The organism is Bradyrhizobium sp. USDA 336 (assembly GCF_044908355.1).
GTDB lineage: Bacteria > Pseudomonadota > Alphaproteobacteria > Rhizobiales > Xanthobacteraceae > Bradyrhizobium > Bradyrhizobium yuanmingense.
In genome coordinates this window covers 7107904-7121074 of sequence record NZ_JBIYDC010000002.1, presented here as the reverse complement: position 1 = coordinate 7121074, position 13171 = coordinate 7107904, and the positions used below count along the sequence as shown (strand labels likewise).

Annotated in this window: 15 protein-coding genes and 1 pseudogene; 12 read left to right on the top strand and 4 right to left on the bottom strand. The window is 65.6% G+C overall.

Annotated elements, in window-relative coordinates; genetic code table 11:
* The first annotated feature begins 3 nt into the window (after window positions 1-3).
* The 5 genes from ABIA45_RS34380 to ABIA45_RS34360 all read left to right on the top strand — a co-directional run bounded on the left by ABIA45_RS34380 (window position 4) and on the right by ABIA45_RS34360 (window position 5345).
* The gene (locus tag ABIA45_RS34380) at window positions 4-318 is read left to right on the top strand and encodes a chaperone NapD (RefSeq protein WP_157287402.1); all 315 of its coding nucleotides are present in this window, start codon (window positions 4-6) and stop codon (window positions 316-318) included.
* 16 nt (window positions 319-334) lie between these two features.
* Window positions 335-2848, top strand: coding sequence for a nitrate reductase catalytic subunit NapA (napA, locus tag ABIA45_RS34375; RefSeq protein ID WP_404655001.1), 2514 nt, complete (start codon window positions 335-337; stop codon window positions 2846-2848).
* Window positions 2845-3315: a nitrate reductase cytochrome c-type subunit gene (locus tag ABIA45_RS34370; RefSeq protein WP_404654999.1), complete on the top strand. Its 471-nt coding sequence runs from the start codon at window positions 2845-2847 to the stop codon at window positions 3313-3315. Before napA ends, ABIA45_RS34370 begins: the two co-directional genes overlap by 4 nt.
* Complete coding sequence (locus ABIA45_RS34365; protein WP_404654997.1) at window positions 3312-3965, top strand: NapC/NirT family cytochrome c; 654 nt, start codon at window positions 3312-3314, stop codon at window positions 3963-3965. Before ABIA45_RS34370 ends, ABIA45_RS34365 begins: the two co-directional genes overlap by 4 nt.
* Window positions 3966-4229: 264 nt before the next feature.
* Complete coding sequence (locus ABIA45_RS34360) at window positions 4230-5345, top strand: ATP-dependent RecD-like DNA helicase (RefSeq protein WP_157287405.1); 1116 nt, start codon at window positions 4230-4232, stop codon at window positions 5343-5345.
* Window positions 5346-5552: 207 nt separating this feature from the next.
* Here ABIA45_RS34360 and ABIA45_RS34355 read toward each other — a convergent pair.
* Window positions 5553-6895 (bottom strand): annotated as a pseudogene (locus ABIA45_RS34355) (caspase family protein); the annotation flags it as partial.
* Between the two features lie 178 nt (window positions 6896-7073).
* Here ABIA45_RS34355 and msrA point away from each other — a divergent pair.
* The 4 genes from msrA (at window position 7074) to ABIA45_RS34335 (ending at window position 9007) form a co-directional block, all read left to right on the top strand.
* A complete protein-coding gene (msrA, locus tag ABIA45_RS34350; protein WP_275503399.1) occupies window positions 7074-7778 on the top strand; it encodes a peptide-methionine (S)-S-oxide reductase MsrA in 705 nt (234 codons plus the stop codon).
* A 30-nt stretch (window positions 7779-7808) separates the two neighbouring features.
* Window positions 7809-8228: a peptide-methionine (R)-S-oxide reductase MsrB gene (msrB, locus tag ABIA45_RS34345; RefSeq protein ID WP_275510478.1), complete on the top strand. Its 420-nt coding sequence runs from the start codon at window positions 7809-7811 to the stop codon at window positions 8226-8228.
* Between the two features lie 108 nt (window positions 8229-8336).
* Window positions 8337-8501: a DUF3309 family protein gene (locus ABIA45_RS34340; RefSeq protein WP_275510479.1), complete on the top strand. Its 165-nt coding sequence runs from the start codon at window positions 8337-8339 to the stop codon at window positions 8499-8501.
* Between the two features lie 212 nt (window positions 8502-8713).
* Window positions 8714-9007, top strand: a complete 294-nt coding sequence (locus ABIA45_RS34335; RefSeq protein WP_024337713.1) for a hypothetical protein — start codon at window positions 8714-8716, stop codon at window positions 9005-9007.
* Between the two features lie 238 nt (window positions 9008-9245).
* Here ABIA45_RS34335 and ABIA45_RS34330 read toward each other — a convergent pair whose 3' ends face one another.
* Both ABIA45_RS34330 and ABIA45_RS34325 read right to left on the bottom strand, forming a co-directional pair.
* Window positions 9246-9788, bottom strand: coding sequence for a DUF4112 domain-containing protein (locus tag ABIA45_RS34330; RefSeq protein WP_271541261.1), 543 nt, complete (start codon window positions 9786-9788; stop codon window positions 9246-9248).
* Window positions 9789-9845: 57 nt separating this feature from the next.
* The gene (locus tag ABIA45_RS34325) at window positions 9846-10271 is read right to left on the bottom strand and encodes a DUF5413 family protein (protein ID WP_271541259.1); all 426 of its coding nucleotides are present in this window, start codon (window positions 10269-10271) and stop codon (window positions 9846-9848) included.
* 156 nt (window positions 10272-10427) lie between these two features.
* On the opposite strand from ABIA45_RS34325, the gene ABIA45_RS34320 reads away from it, so the two are divergent.
* From ABIA45_RS34320 to ABIA45_RS34310, 3 genes are all read left to right on the top strand, one after another.
* Window positions 10428-10670 (top strand): cysteine rich repeat-containing protein, encoded by a 243-nt coding sequence (locus tag ABIA45_RS34320; protein WP_157288099.1) that lies wholly within the window; start codon window positions 10428-10430, stop codon window positions 10668-10670.
* A gap of 35 nt (window positions 10671-10705) precedes the next feature.
* Window positions 10706-10924 carry a hypothetical protein gene (locus ABIA45_RS34315; protein ID WP_197963910.1) on the top strand — a complete coding sequence of 73 codons (219 nt, stop codon included), beginning with the start codon at window positions 10706-10708 and terminating at the stop codon, window positions 10922-10924.
* A 252-nt stretch (window positions 10925-11176) separates the two neighbouring features.
* Window positions 11177-11449: a hypothetical protein gene (locus ABIA45_RS34310; protein ID WP_035998968.1), complete on the top strand. Its 273-nt coding sequence runs from the start codon at window positions 11177-11179 to the stop codon at window positions 11447-11449.
* Between the two features lie 121 nt (window positions 11450-11570).
* Here ABIA45_RS34310 and ABIA45_RS34305 read toward each other — a convergent pair whose 3' ends face one another.
* Window positions 11571-13160 (bottom strand): hypothetical protein, encoded by a 1590-nt coding sequence (locus ABIA45_RS34305; protein WP_404654995.1) that lies wholly within the window; start codon window positions 13158-13160, stop codon window positions 11571-11573.
* Window positions 13161-13171: the final 11 nt, after the last annotated feature.

The following is a 13171-nucleotide window of genomic DNA, read 5'->3' as shown; positions in this document are numbered from 1 at the left end:
ATCATGGCTCACGCCACACTCAACCGCCGCGCCTTGATCACCGGCCGGGTGCTCAGCGCCGACCGCGTCATCGCGCCGCCGGGCGCCGAGATCGCCAGCATCATCGTGCAGGCGCGGCCCGAGCGCCTTGCCGAACTGGAAGCGGAGATCGCAGCGCTTCCCGGCTGCGAGATTCATGCCCGCGACGCGCGCGGAAAGCTCGTCGTCGTGGCTGAAGCGGCGGATGCCGGCAGCCTTGGCACCATGCTCAACACCATCCAGTCGCTGCCGAACGTCTATTCCGCAGCGCTCGTCTTCCACGCCATTGAAACCGCCTGAGTCAGGAAGAGCCATCATGACATCGCCGAAGCTCGACCGCCGCCAGATGCTCAAGCTCGAGGCTGCCGCGATCGCCGCGGCCGCCGCGGGCCTGCCGGCACCGGCGCTCGCCGCGAACCTCGCCGCCGAGCGGAAGGAGAGCGAATTGAAATGGGACAAGGCCGCCTGCCGCTTCTGCGGCACCGGCTGCTCGGTGATGGTCGCGACCAAGGACAACCGCGTCGTCGCTACCCACGGCGACATCAAGGCGGAGGTCAATCGCGGCCTCAACTGCGTCAAGGGCTACTTCCTCTCCAAGATCATGTACGGCCACGACCGCCTGACACAGCCGATGCTGCGCAAGACGGGCGGCAAATACGACAAGAACGGCGAGTTCACGCCCGTGAGCTGGACCGAAGCCTTCGACATCATGGAGCTGAAGTGGAAGGAGGCGATCAAGAAGCGCGGGCCCAACGGCGTCGCCATGTTCGGCTCCGGCCAGTGGACGATCTGGGAAGGCTATGCGGCCTCAAAACTGTTCAAGGCCGGCTTCCGCACCAACAACATCGACCCCAATGCGCGGCACTGCATGGCCTCGGCGGTCGCCGGCATGATGCGCACCTTCGGCATCGACGAGCCGGCCGGCTGCTATGACGACATCGAGGCCACCGATGCCTTCGTGCTGTGGGGCTCCAACATGGCGGAGATGCATCCGATCCTGTGGACGCGCATCGCCGACCGCCGGCTGTCGGCACCGCATGTCCGCGTCGCCGTGCTCTCGACCTTCGAGCACCGCTCGTTCGACCTCGCCGATATCGGCATGGTGTTCAAGCCGCACACCGACCTGTACATCCTCAACGCCATTGCCAACCACATCATCAAGACCGGTCGCATCAACAAGGACTTCGTTGCCGCGCATACCGTGTTCAAGCGCGGCCAGACCGACATCGGCTACGGCCTGCGGCCCGAGCATCCGCTGCAGAAGCAGGCGACGGGCGCGGCGAAACCCAACGACGCCACCGACATGAGCTATGACGAATTCGCCAAGTTCGTGTCGGAGTACACGCTGGAGAAAGCCGCCCAAATGTCGGGCGTGCCGCTCAACCGTCTCGAGGCGCTCGCCGAACTCTACGCCGCCCCGAAGACGAAGGTGGTCTCGTTCTGGACCATGGGCTTCAACCAGCACACCCGCGGCGTCTGGTGCAACAACCTCGTCTACAACATCCACCTTTTGACCGGAAAGATCTCCGCGCCCGGCAACAGCCCGTTCTCGCTGACCGGCCAGCCCTCGGCGTGCGGTACCGCGCGCGAGGTCGGCACCTTCTCGCACCGCCTGCCCGCGGACATGGTGGTGACCAACAAGAAGCATCGCGACCACACCGAGCAGATCTGGCAGCTGCCCGAGGGCACCATTCCCGACAAACCCGGCGCGCACGCCGTGCTGCAAAGCCGGATGCTGAAGGACGGCTTGATCAACGCCTATTGGGTGCAGGTCAACAACAATCTCCAGGCCGGTCCCAATGTCAACGAGGAGATCTATCCAGGCTTCCGCAATCCCGACAATTTCATCGTGGTCTCGGATGCGTATCCAACCGTGACGGCGCTCGCCGCCGATCTGATCCTGCCCACTGCGATGTGGGTGGAGAAGGAAGGCGCCTACGGCAATGCCGAGCGGCGCACCCAGTTCTGGCACCAGCTCGTCTCCGCGCCGGGCGAGTCGAAGTCGGATCTCTGGCAACTCATGGAGTTCTCCAAACGCTTTAGAATCGAGGAGGTCTGGCCCGCCGAGCTGATCGCCAAGAAGCCGGAATATCGCGGCAAGACCCTGTTCGACGTGCTCTACAAGAATGGCCAGGTCGACAAATTCCCGGTCACCGATATCGAGCCGGGCTATGCCAACGACGAATCCAAGGCGTTCGGCTTCTACGTGCAGAAGGGCCTGTTCGAGGAATATGCCCAGTTCGGCCGCGGCCATGGCCACGACCTCGCGCCGTTCGACACCTATCACCGGGAGCGCGGCCTGCGCTGGCCCGTCGTCAACGGCCAGGAGACCAAGTGGCGCTTCCGCGAAGGCAGCGATCCCTACGTCAAGCAGGGCACCAACGTGCAGTTCTACGGCCATGCCGACGGCAAGGCCCGCATCTTCGCGCTGCCCTACGAGCCGCCGGCGGAATCGCCCGACAACGAATATCCCTACTGGCTCTCGACCGGCCGCGTGCTGGAGCACTGGCATTCCGGCACCATGACGCGCCGCGTCCCCGAGCTGTTCAAGGCCTTTCCCGAAGCGGTCTGCTTCATGCATCCGGACGATGCGCAGGAGGCGAAGCTCCGGCGCGGCGACGAGGTGAAGGTGGTCTCCCGCCGCGGCTTCATCCGCGCCCGCGTCGAGACGCGCGGCCGCGACCGGCCGCCGCGCGGCCTCGTCTTCGTGCCGTGGTTCGACGAATCCAAGCTGATCAACAAGGTGACGCTCGACGCCACCGATCCGATCTCGCTGCAGACCGATTTCAAGAAATGCGCCGTGCGCATCGAGCGGGTGAACATGTCATGATGAAACGATCCGCAATGATCCTGCTCGCCTTCGCGATCGCAGCGGGCACGAGCTCGCTGACGGCGCAGACCGTGACCTCCGGCCTGCGCGGCCCGACCCCGCTCAACGACGAGGGCCCGGCGCCGCCGATGCTGCCGAACCGCAACACCTCCGAGAGGGAGGTGCGCAATTATCCGGAGCAGCCGCCCGTCATCCCGCACAATATCGACGGCTATCAGGTCGACCTCAACGGCAACAAATGCCTGTCCTGCCATGCGCGGGCGCGCACCGCCGAGTCGCAGGCGCCGATGGTCTCGATCACGCACTTCATGGATCGCGACGGCCAATTCCTGGCCTCGGTCTCGCCGCGCCGCTTCTTCTGCACCGAATGCCACGTGCCGCAGAACACCGCCAACCCGCCAGTCAGCAACGATTTCACCGACATCGACACGCTGCTGTCGCGCGCAAGCCCGGGTGGCCGCAGATGACGACGACCGCCGATGATCCCAACGCGGAGCTGAATGCCAAGCGCGGCTTCATCGCGCGCAGCTGGGCGTTTCTGCTCGAGCTGTGGCAGGTGCTGACCCGGCCGAGCTCGGTGTTCGCGCTCGGCACCCTCGTGCTGGCCGGTTTCGTCGCCGGCGTGATCTTCTGGGGCGGCTTCAACACCGCGCTGGAAATCACCAACACCGAGAAGTTCTGCACCGGCTGCCATGAGATGAAGGACAACGTCTACGCCGAGCTGAAGTCGACCGTCCATTTCTCCAACCGCTCCGGCGTGCGCGCGACCTGCCCGGACTGCCACGTGCCGCACAACTGGACCGACAAGATCGCGCGCAAGATGCAGGCCTCCAAGGAGGTCTGGGGCAAGATCTTCGGCACGATCGACACCCGCGAGAAATTCCAGGATCACCGGCTCGAGCTCGCCGCGCACGAATGGGCGCGCTTCAAGGCCAATGATTCCCTGGAATGCCGCAACTGCCATAGCGCCGATTCCATGGACATCACCAAGCAGTCGCCGCGGGCCTCGGTGGCGCACCAGCGCTTCCTCTTCACCAAGGAAAAGACCTGCATCGACTGCCACAAGGGCATCGCTCACCAGCTGCCCGACATGCGCGGCGTTCCCGGCTGGCAGTAGGGTTTGGCGACGCCTGAGTGAACGCCTCGTCCTTCGAGACGGCTGCTTCGCAGCCTCCTCAGGATGAGGCTGAGCGGCATCTCGCCCGCCGAAACCGCCGCCGCGCACTCTGTCCTCATCCTGAGGGCCCGCCAAGGCGGGCGTCTCGAAGGATGGCCGCGAGAACGGCCTTGAAATGCGATCGCCCTGCGCTTGAACCGTTGGGGCGAATGGTTAGTTTGGGGGAAGGCGAATCGCCTCATTCGCCCCTCCCTCAAGACAGACATGGCCACTTTCACCCCGCATCAGGATGCTGCGCTCAAGGCCGTCGGCGACTGGCTCAAGGCCAAGCCGGGACGGGGCGGCACGCCGCCGGTGTTCCGCCTGTTCGGCTTTGCCGGCACCGGCAAGACCACGTTGGCGCGGCACATCGCCGAGGGCGTCGACGGCGAGGTGAAGTTCGCCGCCTTCACCGGCAAGGCGGCCCTCGTCATGCGCAACAAGGGCTGCGACGGCGCCTCCACCATCCATTCGCTGATCTACCGCGCCCGCGAATCCGGCGAGGAGCAGCCGAGCTTCGAATTGTGGGACGATGCGCCAGCCTCCAAGGCGAAGCTGATCGTGATCGACGAATGCTCGATGGTCGATGCCGAGCTCGGGCGTGACCTGATGTCGTTCGACTGCCCTCTCTTGGTGCTCGGCGATCCCGCGCAGTTGCCCCCGATCCAGGGCGGCGGCTTCTTCACCAATTCCGAGCCGGATGCGATGCTGACCGAGGTGCATCGCCAAGCCCAGGACGATCCGATCGTGCGGATGTCGATGGACGTGCGCGAGGGCCGCGAGCTCGACATCGGCCGCTATGGCGAGAGCGAGGTCGTCTCGCGCAAGGAGCTCGATCCCGATCGCGTCATGGGCGCCGACCAGATCCTGGTCGGCCGCAACAACACCCGCCGCGCCTACAACATGCGGGTACGCCAGCGCCAGAATATCGAGGATCAGTTTCCCGTCGCCGGCGACAAGCTGGTGTGCCTGCGCAACAACCGCAAGAAGGGCCTGTTCAATGGCGGCCTGTGGCGCGTCAAGTCGCGCAACACCTCGCGATCGAAATCGCGCATCCTCTCGATGCGGCTGTCGCCGGACGAGGATTTCGGCCACAAGGTGACCAAGGTCTCAGTGCGCGCCGATTGCTTCGAGGGCGGCGTCGAGCAGATCGCCTGGGAGCAGCGCAAACCTTATGACGAGTTCGACTACGGCTATGTCCTGACCGTGCACAAATCGCAGGGCTCGCAATGGGACGACGTCGTGCTGTTCGACGAGAGCTTTGCGTTTCAGGATTCGCGAGCACGGTGGCTGTATACCGGCATCACGCGGGCGGCTAAACGGCTGAGTATCGTCGTCTAGAGCGCCGCTGCCGTAGGGTGGGCAAAGGCGCAAAGCGCCGTGCCCACGATCTTTCTCCATAAGCGAATAAACGCGTGGGCACGCTTCGCTTTGCCCACCTACGGCACTTGTAGCCCGGATGGAGCGTAGCGTAATCCGGGGTTGGATCCGCGATCGCGATTCCCGGATTACGCTGCGCGCCATCCGGGCTACGGCCTCTCTCCAAGCTCACCTCCCCGCAACGAAGTAAAAATCTTCCCGCCCCGGCGGCGACCCATACGTGAACGGCTGCTGCTCGTGCCTGGTCGCGGCCCAGACGTCGTCGCGGACGATGTCGAACAATTTCCGGATCTCGACGCGCGGCTGCTTGATCTCGCGCGCGAGCGCGGTGGCGAACGGGCTGTTGGGGCTACCATCGCCATCCATCGCGGTCTGGCCGTGCTTGGCGGCGTAGACGACCATGAAGCCGGCACCGGGCTCGATGTTGGAAAAGCCCTTCTCGACCAGCTTCAGCGACAGCGTGCGCTGCATGGCCGGCGCGAACGGATTGTCGCGGCAGGCATCGAGGACGACGAGACGCACTTTTCGCGCCGCGCCGACCGCGGCGATCACCTGCTCGAGCGCGACGGCCTCGGTCTCGGCGTCCTTGTCGGCGGTGAGCTTGGCGTCGACCGGAACGAGATAGTTCACCCCGCCGATCTCGAAACCATGGCCGGCATAATAGACCATGGCCCAATCGGCCTTTTCCGCTTCCTCGGCGAAGGCCTTCAGCGTCTGGAAGAACGCATCGCGGGTGAGGTCCCTGGTGTCCATCACGGTCTGGAAGCCGAGGTCGCGCAGCACGCCCGCGACCAGCTGCGAGTCGCGCGGCGGATTGGGCAACGCATGGACGTTCTTGTAGGCGCCGTTGCCGACCACCAGCGCGACGCGACGGCCGGCCGTCGCGCTCGCCGCCTCCTTCGGCGTCAGGGCGGCGAGCCGCTTCTGCGCGATGGCGCGGGCGCGCGCAACCTCGGTCTCGTCGAACCTCGTCAGCGAATAGGCGGCGGCGCGATAATCAGCGCGCGCCTGCGCGAGATCCTTCCTGCGCTCGTAGATCTGGCCGCGGCCGGAATGGCGCGGACATTGTTCGGGTTGATCTGGATGACCGTGTTGTAATCCTTCAGCGCCGCGTCGAGATCACCCTTCATCATGTTGACGTCGGCGCGGTTGTTGATCACGAACGCGTTCCTGGGCTGCTTTTCGATCAGGCCATTGCAATCGGCCAGGGCGCGGTCGAACTTGCCCATCATGCCGTAAGTGACGCAGCGGTTGCCGGCGATCTGCGGCGCAGCCGCATCGATCTTCTCGGCCTCGGCGAAATCGGCGATGGCGCCGTCGAAATCCTTCAACAGCGTGCGCGCGCGGGCGCGATTGGTCCAGGCGAGCAGGAATTTCGGCGTGTACTTGATCGACAGGCTGAAATCGTCGATCGCGAGATCCTCCTGCCCGCTCCGCTCATAGGCGAGGCCGCGCAGGTTGAGCGCGACGATGTTGCCGGGATCGAGGTCGATGGCCATGGACAGCGTCTCCGCATCCCGCCAAGCCGGCCGGTCGCCGCGCCGACCGCGTCCTCACGGTCTCGTGTCCGCCCCGGCGTAACAATCTGCGGTACGGCCCGTATCTCGGATGATGCGAAAACGCGGCCGGGCAGGCTGTTCGCCCGGTCCCGACCGCCCTAGACTGTCAGCCCTTCCGAAAGAGGATGCCATGCGCCGAACCGCCCTCGCCACCCTGCTCGCCGCAACCACCGCCCTGACGCTGGCTTTCGTGATGCCGTCGCGGGCCGCGGAGGAGGCGGTCGTGATCCCAGCCCCTACATTGGACGCGGCACCCGCGAGCGGCGTCCAGACCGCCGTGCTCGCCGGCGGCTGCTTCTGGGGCGTGCAAGGCGTCTTCCAGCACACCGCAGGCGTGGTCAACGCGGTCTCCGGCTATGCCGGCGGCACCAAGGCGACCGCCGACTACAAGACCGTGTCGAGCGGCCGCTCCGGCCATGCCGAGGTGGTCGAGATCAAGTACGACCCGAAGAAGATCTCCTACGGCAAGATCCTCCAGATCTACTTCTCGGTGGTGCACGACCCGACCCAGCTCAATCGCCAGGGTCCCGACGTCGGTCCGCAATATCGCTCGGCCATCTTCACTACGTCGGACGAGCAGAAGAAGGTCGCGGAGGCCTATATCGCCCAGCTCAACGGCGCCAAGGTGTTCAACAAGCCGATCGTGACCAAGGTCGGCGCGCTGGAGGCGTTCTACCCGGCGGAGGCCTATCACCAGGACTATATGACGTTGCACCCGAACCAGCCCTACATCGCCTTCAACGACATTCCGAAGGTCGAGAACCTGAAAAAGCTGTTCGCGGATAATTACATCGAGAAGCCGACGCTGGTGAATGCCGGCAAGGCGACCAACTGATCGCGAGATCACCAAAGCAACGGGAGACCCATGCCCGACACCAAGACGGAAGCGACCGACGACAAGGTCATCAAGAGTGAAGAGCAGTGGCGGCGCGAGCTGACGCCAATGCAATACGCCGTGCTGCGCGAGAAGGCGACCGAGCGTCCCTTCTCGGGCGAATATGAGCACGACCACCGTGCCGGCACCTACGTCTGCGCTGGCTGCGGCAATGTGCTGTTCGAGTCGGATGCCAAGTTCGATTCCGGCTGCGGCTGGCCGAGCTTCACCCAACCCGCAGTCGAGAGCCACATCGACGAGGAGCGGGACACCAGCCACGGCATGATCCGCACCGAGGTGCTCTGCTCCAAATGCAGCGGCCATCTCGGCCACGTCTTCCCCGACGGCCCCGGGCCGACCGGCCTGCGCTACTGCATCAATTCCGCGGCCCTGAAGCTCGAGCCCAAATAACCCAAGCCCGCCGCCGGGTTCCCCCGTGGAACCCGGCGGCCTGATGTGCTTTTCTGCTCTGGCGGTGCGGCCGATCATCGCATTTCGGTGGCCGCCAGGGAGGATGCCATGGCGCTTGGGACCATCCTGATCATCCTGGTGATCATCTATCTCATCGGCGGCCTGTCGGGCCGGTTCGGCGGCTACGGCTATGGCCTTGGCCATTCCGGTATCGGGATCGGCGGGGTCGTGCTGGTGATCCTGGTCGTGCTGCTGCTTCTTGACAAAGTTTAAGTGATATAAGCCCCTGAAATATCAATAAATTTCGTCTCCGCGGGGCTGCCATGCGCTGATTCATCATCTCGCATCGCGGGGGTCGCATTTTTGTCAAATCAGCCTATATTAGAGGGCGACAATGACATGCGGCGGGCCCGCTCGATTGCGGCCCCTGCCCTCCCCAACCCCACGCGCTTAAAGCCCCAGAGAAGATCACGAGGTCTTTGACCATGCGTCCACTGCGTCCGTTCAACTTCAACACCTCCGCCGAGCTCTTCCCCGCCGCCATCCGCAAGAAGAAGCGCGCGGGCTTCACCTATCGGCGGTTCGGCACTGCGGCCGAGGCCGTGCAGTTCGCGATGGAGCAGTTGCCGACGGACTCGCTGAACGGCGCCTATCTCCAGGTCGAGGAAGCGCGCTTCGACCAGAACGGCATCCGCTCGCTGTACGAGAGCGATGCCTTCCCGCTGCCCCGCCGGCCCAAGCCGGCCCCGGCCGCGGAGACCGACGCCGACGCGGCGTAAGCTTTCGCAACAAGTTCGATGTGCGCAGAAGGCGCGATGGCCGAAAGGTCGTCGCGCCTTTTGTGTTTGGGGGCTTTCTCACCCGCTATCTCTCATCCGTCATTGCGAGCGCAGCGAAGCAATCCAGCGTCCCTCCGCGGCAAGATTCTGGATTGCTTCGCTGCGCTCGCAATGACGACTCTGGGAGATGGAGCGCATTGTCGACCAGTCGGACTCGCGGCGAGCGCTCTCAGCCAGGCTACATCCGCGGCTGCTTTTCCAGCCAGCGCTGGAGCAGGCGGACGTTGCGCGTGTTGGCGCGGAACATGACGTCGAAGGCGTCGCCCGCGAACGGGACCAGGCCAACCACGCCGTCGACCGCGACATTGCCGAGCATGCGCGCCGTGATGTGCCAGGGCGCGCCCAGCGCGCGGGCTTCGCGCACCAGCCACAGCGAGATCGCGGTGGTGATGATGTCGCCGACGACGGGAATCAATCCGATCAGCCCGTCGATGCCGTAGCGGATGTTGGTGCCGGGCAGGATGAAGGCGACGTCGAGCAGCTTGGCGATCGCCTCGAGCCGCGCGATCCGCTGCTCGCGCGTCAGATTGCCGAACGGGCTGCCTTGACCGAACTCGAAACGAAACTCGCGAAATCCGTGCTCCAGGCTTTCCGGCCTGATCTCGTGGCCGTCCTGGTCGATGATCGGGCCGCGCGCCTCGTCGCGCGAGAAGCGCGCATGCGAGCCGCTCCCGGAACGGGATTTGCGCGGAGCGAGGATGTCGTCGTCTTGCATGGCCATGGCCTTCAGTGAACGCGCCAGCGCGGCGGAGGTTGCGCCGCGCCCGAACGCCGCGCGTCAGGTCGGCACCGGCACGGCTTGCGGCTCCTCGACGTAGCGATGCACCAGCCAGGATGAAATCACCGCCGGCACGAAACCGACGAGCCCGTACAGGATGATCTGCACCGCGCCCGAATCCGGCCCGCGCGAGCTGTGAGTGAGCGAGGCCAGAGCGAAGGCGAACAGGCCGACCAGGAGCATCCGCAAGACCGGCCCGATCCGGCGGATGTGGATCAGGATGTCATCGACTGCGCCGATCATCAGCGCAGGCAAGAACCCGAACAGGTAGCTGTATTGGAGCGTCTTGAAGAACACCGCGAACAGCTTGCCGACCTCGCCGAGGTTGGTCTGGGCCCAATAGCCGGACTGGTAGGTCGTCGTCAGCAGCAGCAGGAACCCGCCGATGAATGGGACGACCAGCGCAAATACCAGATAGCGTTTCATCAAGCACCTCACACTCTGCAGGCGTTATAGCAGCGCAGCGGGAACCTTGAACAGCGGGCGCCGGGCTCCTCAAGGGGAACAAGTGGCAAGGCGATGAGTTCATGCTGGACTGAATTCAACCCTGGCAGTTCAACCCCTGGCAGACTGGAGCCGCCGATGGCCCGCAAATTCTTTCTGGCGACGATCGCGCTGGCGGCCCTGAGCAGCCTGCCGACGGCACCCGCGCTGGCCCAAGGTCATATGGGCACGCCGCAGGAGCGGCAGGCCTGCACGCGCGATGCGCAGCGCTTCTGCCGCAAGGACCTCGGCAATGATGGGGCAGTGCAGAGCTGCTTGCAAGCCAACCGGGGCAAGCTGTCGAAGTCCTGCAGCAAGGTGTTTCAGAGCCACGGCATGTGAGGACGAACCCATACCCGCGAACGGAGAGTGACGCCATGTTGCACGACGAAGAACTCTCGATCCTGCGGGACATCAGCCAGTCCGTTGCCTTTGCCGACGACCGGCAGGGCAAGATGGGGCAATTGATCGCCGACGGCTACGTGATGAAGGACGGCGATCTGTTCGAGCTGACGCCCAAGGGCGTGACTGCTGTCGAGGAGCACGCCGCCGCTCTCGGCGCGAGCGACGCGGAACAAGCGTCTCCGATCGGCTGATCTGATCGCGCGACGTGACTGGCGTGCAACAATTGCGAATTCCTTTGTGCCGGCCATTGCGGGCGCGTGACAATGGCGCATACTTCGCTCGGGCGGCGCAGCACTTTCGATTCGAGCATCAAGAAGTCGAGCGACCACACGCGGGATCGAAGCTCCCGACGTGAAGGCTGCGACATGCGGCAGATCAAGCCGCGTGCGGCGCCCCAAAACCAAGCGGCTCAAGCCTTACGGGAACTCGGGGATCCATTCCACATGACACGCCTTCAGACCATCGCTTCGCTCTTCGCAGTCGCCACCACCTTCGCTCTCCAGACCTCACCCAGTCTCGCCTTCACGCAAGAAGCCCAGCAGATGTGCTCGGGTGACGCCATGCGGCTGTGCTCCAGCGAAATTCCCGACATCCCGCGGATCACCGCCTGCATGGTGCGGAACAAGGCGCAGGTCAGCCCCGGCTGCCGCGCCGTGATGGACCGCCAGCACGCCGCCGCCGCGGCATCGCGCAAGCGGGAAGCCGCGGCGCAGTAGTCCTCTCGGACGTCATTCCGGGGCGTGCGAAGCACGAGCCCGGAATCCATCGGGCGGCATGTGACGCGTTGAAATGGATTCCGGGTTCGCGCTACGCGCCCCCCGGAATGACAGAAGAACCTCAGTCGCCCCACTGCGCGAAGGCGTCGTTGAAGGCGCGCTCGCCGGGGGCGCCCTTCTCGATGGCGATGATGGCGCGGCGCTGGTTGGCGTAGACCAGCGGCACGTCGAACCAGGAGCGCTCCTTCAGGAGCTGGACGTTGCGGGCGCGGTCGGCGTCGACATTGGAGAGGCCGACCAGGAAGAACCCGTCGGTGACCTTGACCGCGAGGCCGGCGAGCGGCGTGCCGCGGGCCTGCTCGTTCGACTTCATCAAGATGCCCGGCACGTTGGAGACGCTGCCGCCGGGGAAATCCTGCGGCAGGATGAAGGTCAGCTCCGCCGTGTGGCTCGCCGGCAGCGAGGAATCGGTGTTGCGGCGGAACGACATCGTCATCTTGAACTTGCGGTCGGGAATCTCGATGTCGGCGCGCACGGCGACGTCGGCCTTCTGGTTGCCCGAGGCCTTGATCGGCTCGAGCCGCCACACCACCGAGCCGACATATTGCTTGCCCTTCGGATCGGACGGATCCTCGTCGTAGAGCACGACCTTCTGCGCCACCGGCGCGACCGGCTGGTCCGCCGAGGGCTGACCGACGCGATCGGGAATCTTGGGCTTGCTCTGCGGCTGCGCCGGGGTCGTCGGCGTATCCGCAACTTGCGTCGCGGACGGCTTGAGAAAGCCGTTGACGATCTGGACCAGTTGCTTGCCCCAGAGGATGCCGGCGCCGACCAGGATGAGCACGATGCCGACGGCAATCGCGCTCTTGAACGGAAAGGCGGAGCCGGTGCGGGCGCGCTTCTTGACGTCGCGATCGGGGGCGATGCGCGGACGCGGCGACGGCGGTTGCGGCGTGTAGCGCTCGGCCTCCTCGATCGACTCGTCGTAGGAATAGGGCGCTTCGGTCTCACCGGCGCGGTTTTCCAGGCTCGGCTCCAGCCGGTCGAATTCCGGCGAGGGCGAGGGCACGTTGGCGTAGGTGCGGCGCGCGGCGCGGCTGGCCTGCGCGGCGGCACCGCCGAGATCGTTGGCATCGGCCGTGATGTCGCGGAAGCCGCGCACGCCGGGTGAGGACGGCAGCGGCGGCGGGGGGCCGACGTCGGGCGGACGCCGCCCACCCTGGCGATCGCGGCCGGCCGGCGGCTCCGGCGGCGGGGCGGAGGGGCTAGGTGGGCGCGGGGCGTCGAAGCGGGGTGCGCGTGGCGGCCGCGGGGCCTCGCCCGGGTCGTCGACATTGAAGGACGGGCGGTCGGCGCGCGGCGGCGTCGGGGCCGGACGCGTGCGCGGCGGCACTGCTGCCGGGTTGGCCTCGGTGGCACGGGTGCTGGCGCGGCGGAAGGCATCGCCACTCGAGCCGGAGCGGGCGCCGCCACCGGGACGCGAGGCCTCGCGGGCTCGCTGGGCGGCCTCCGATTCGACCTTGCGGACGGCCTCCTCGAGCGACAGCCGTTCCCGGGTGATCTCGGATTCGGAGAGCGGCGGCTGCACGCTGCGCAGTTGCGCGATCAGGGCCGTGCGCGCCCGCTCATAGAGCGCGCGACGGCTTTCGCCGGGAGCGTTGGGGTCCAGGGCGGCAATAGCGCGGGCGATCAGCGGATAGTAATCAGCCATTTCTACTCAAC

What these genes read in the sequence shown, in the direction of transcription:
- ABIA45_RS34360 (WP_157287405.1), top strand. Translation starts at nt 4,230, where the DNA reads ATGGCCACTTTCACCCCGCATCAGGATGCTGCGCTCAAGGCCGTCGGC.
- msrA (WP_275503399.1), top strand. Translation starts at nt 7,074, where the DNA reads ATGCGCCGAACCGCCCTCGCCACCCTGCTCGCCGCAACCACCGCCCTG.
- ABIA45_RS34320 (WP_157288099.1), top strand. Translation starts at nt 10,428, where the DNA reads ATGGCCCGCAAATTCTTTCTGGCGACGATCGCGCTGGCGGCCCTGAGC.
- napA (WP_404655001.1), top strand. Translation starts at nt 335, where the DNA reads ATGACATCGCCGAAGCTCGACCGCCGCCAGATGCTCAAGCTCGAGGCT.
- ABIA45_RS34315 (WP_197963910.1), top strand. Translation starts at nt 10,706, where the DNA reads ATGTTGCACGACGAAGAACTCTCGATCCTGCGGGACATCAGCCAGTCC.
- ABIA45_RS34310 (WP_035998968.1), top strand. Translation starts at nt 11,177, where the DNA reads ATGACACGCCTTCAGACCATCGCTTCGCTCTTCGCAGTCGCCACCACC.
- ABIA45_RS34325 (WP_271541259.1), bottom strand. Translation starts at nt 10,271, where the DNA reads ATGAAACGCTATCTGGTATTTGCGCTGGTCGTCCCATTCATCGGCGGG.
- ABIA45_RS34305 (WP_404654995.1), bottom strand. Translation starts at nt 13,160, where the DNA reads ATGGCTGATTACTATCCGCTGATCGCCCGCGCTATTGCCGCCCTGGAC.
- ABIA45_RS34365 (WP_404654997.1), top strand. Translation starts at nt 3,312, where the DNA reads ATGACGACGACCGCCGATGATCCCAACGCGGAGCTGAATGCCAAGCGC.
- msrB (WP_275510478.1), top strand. Translation starts at nt 7,809, where the DNA reads ATGCCCGACACCAAGACGGAAGCGACCGACGACAAGGTCATCAAGAGT.
- ABIA45_RS34380 (WP_157287402.1), top strand. Translation starts at nt 4, where the DNA reads ATGGCTCACGCCACACTCAACCGCCGCGCCTTGATCACCGGCCGGGTG.
- ABIA45_RS34335 (WP_024337713.1), top strand. Translation starts at nt 8,714, where the DNA reads ATGCGTCCACTGCGTCCGTTCAACTTCAACACCTCCGCCGAGCTCTTC.
- ABIA45_RS34340 (WP_275510479.1), top strand. Translation starts at nt 8,337, where the DNA reads ATGGCGCTTGGGACCATCCTGATCATCCTGGTGATCATCTATCTCATC.
- ABIA45_RS34370 (WP_404654999.1), top strand. Translation starts at nt 2,845, where the DNA reads ATGATGAAACGATCCGCAATGATCCTGCTCGCCTTCGCGATCGCAGCG.
- ABIA45_RS34330 (WP_271541261.1), bottom strand. Translation starts at nt 9,788, where the DNA reads ATGGCCATGCAAGACGACGACATCCTCGCTCCGCGCAAATCCCGTTCC.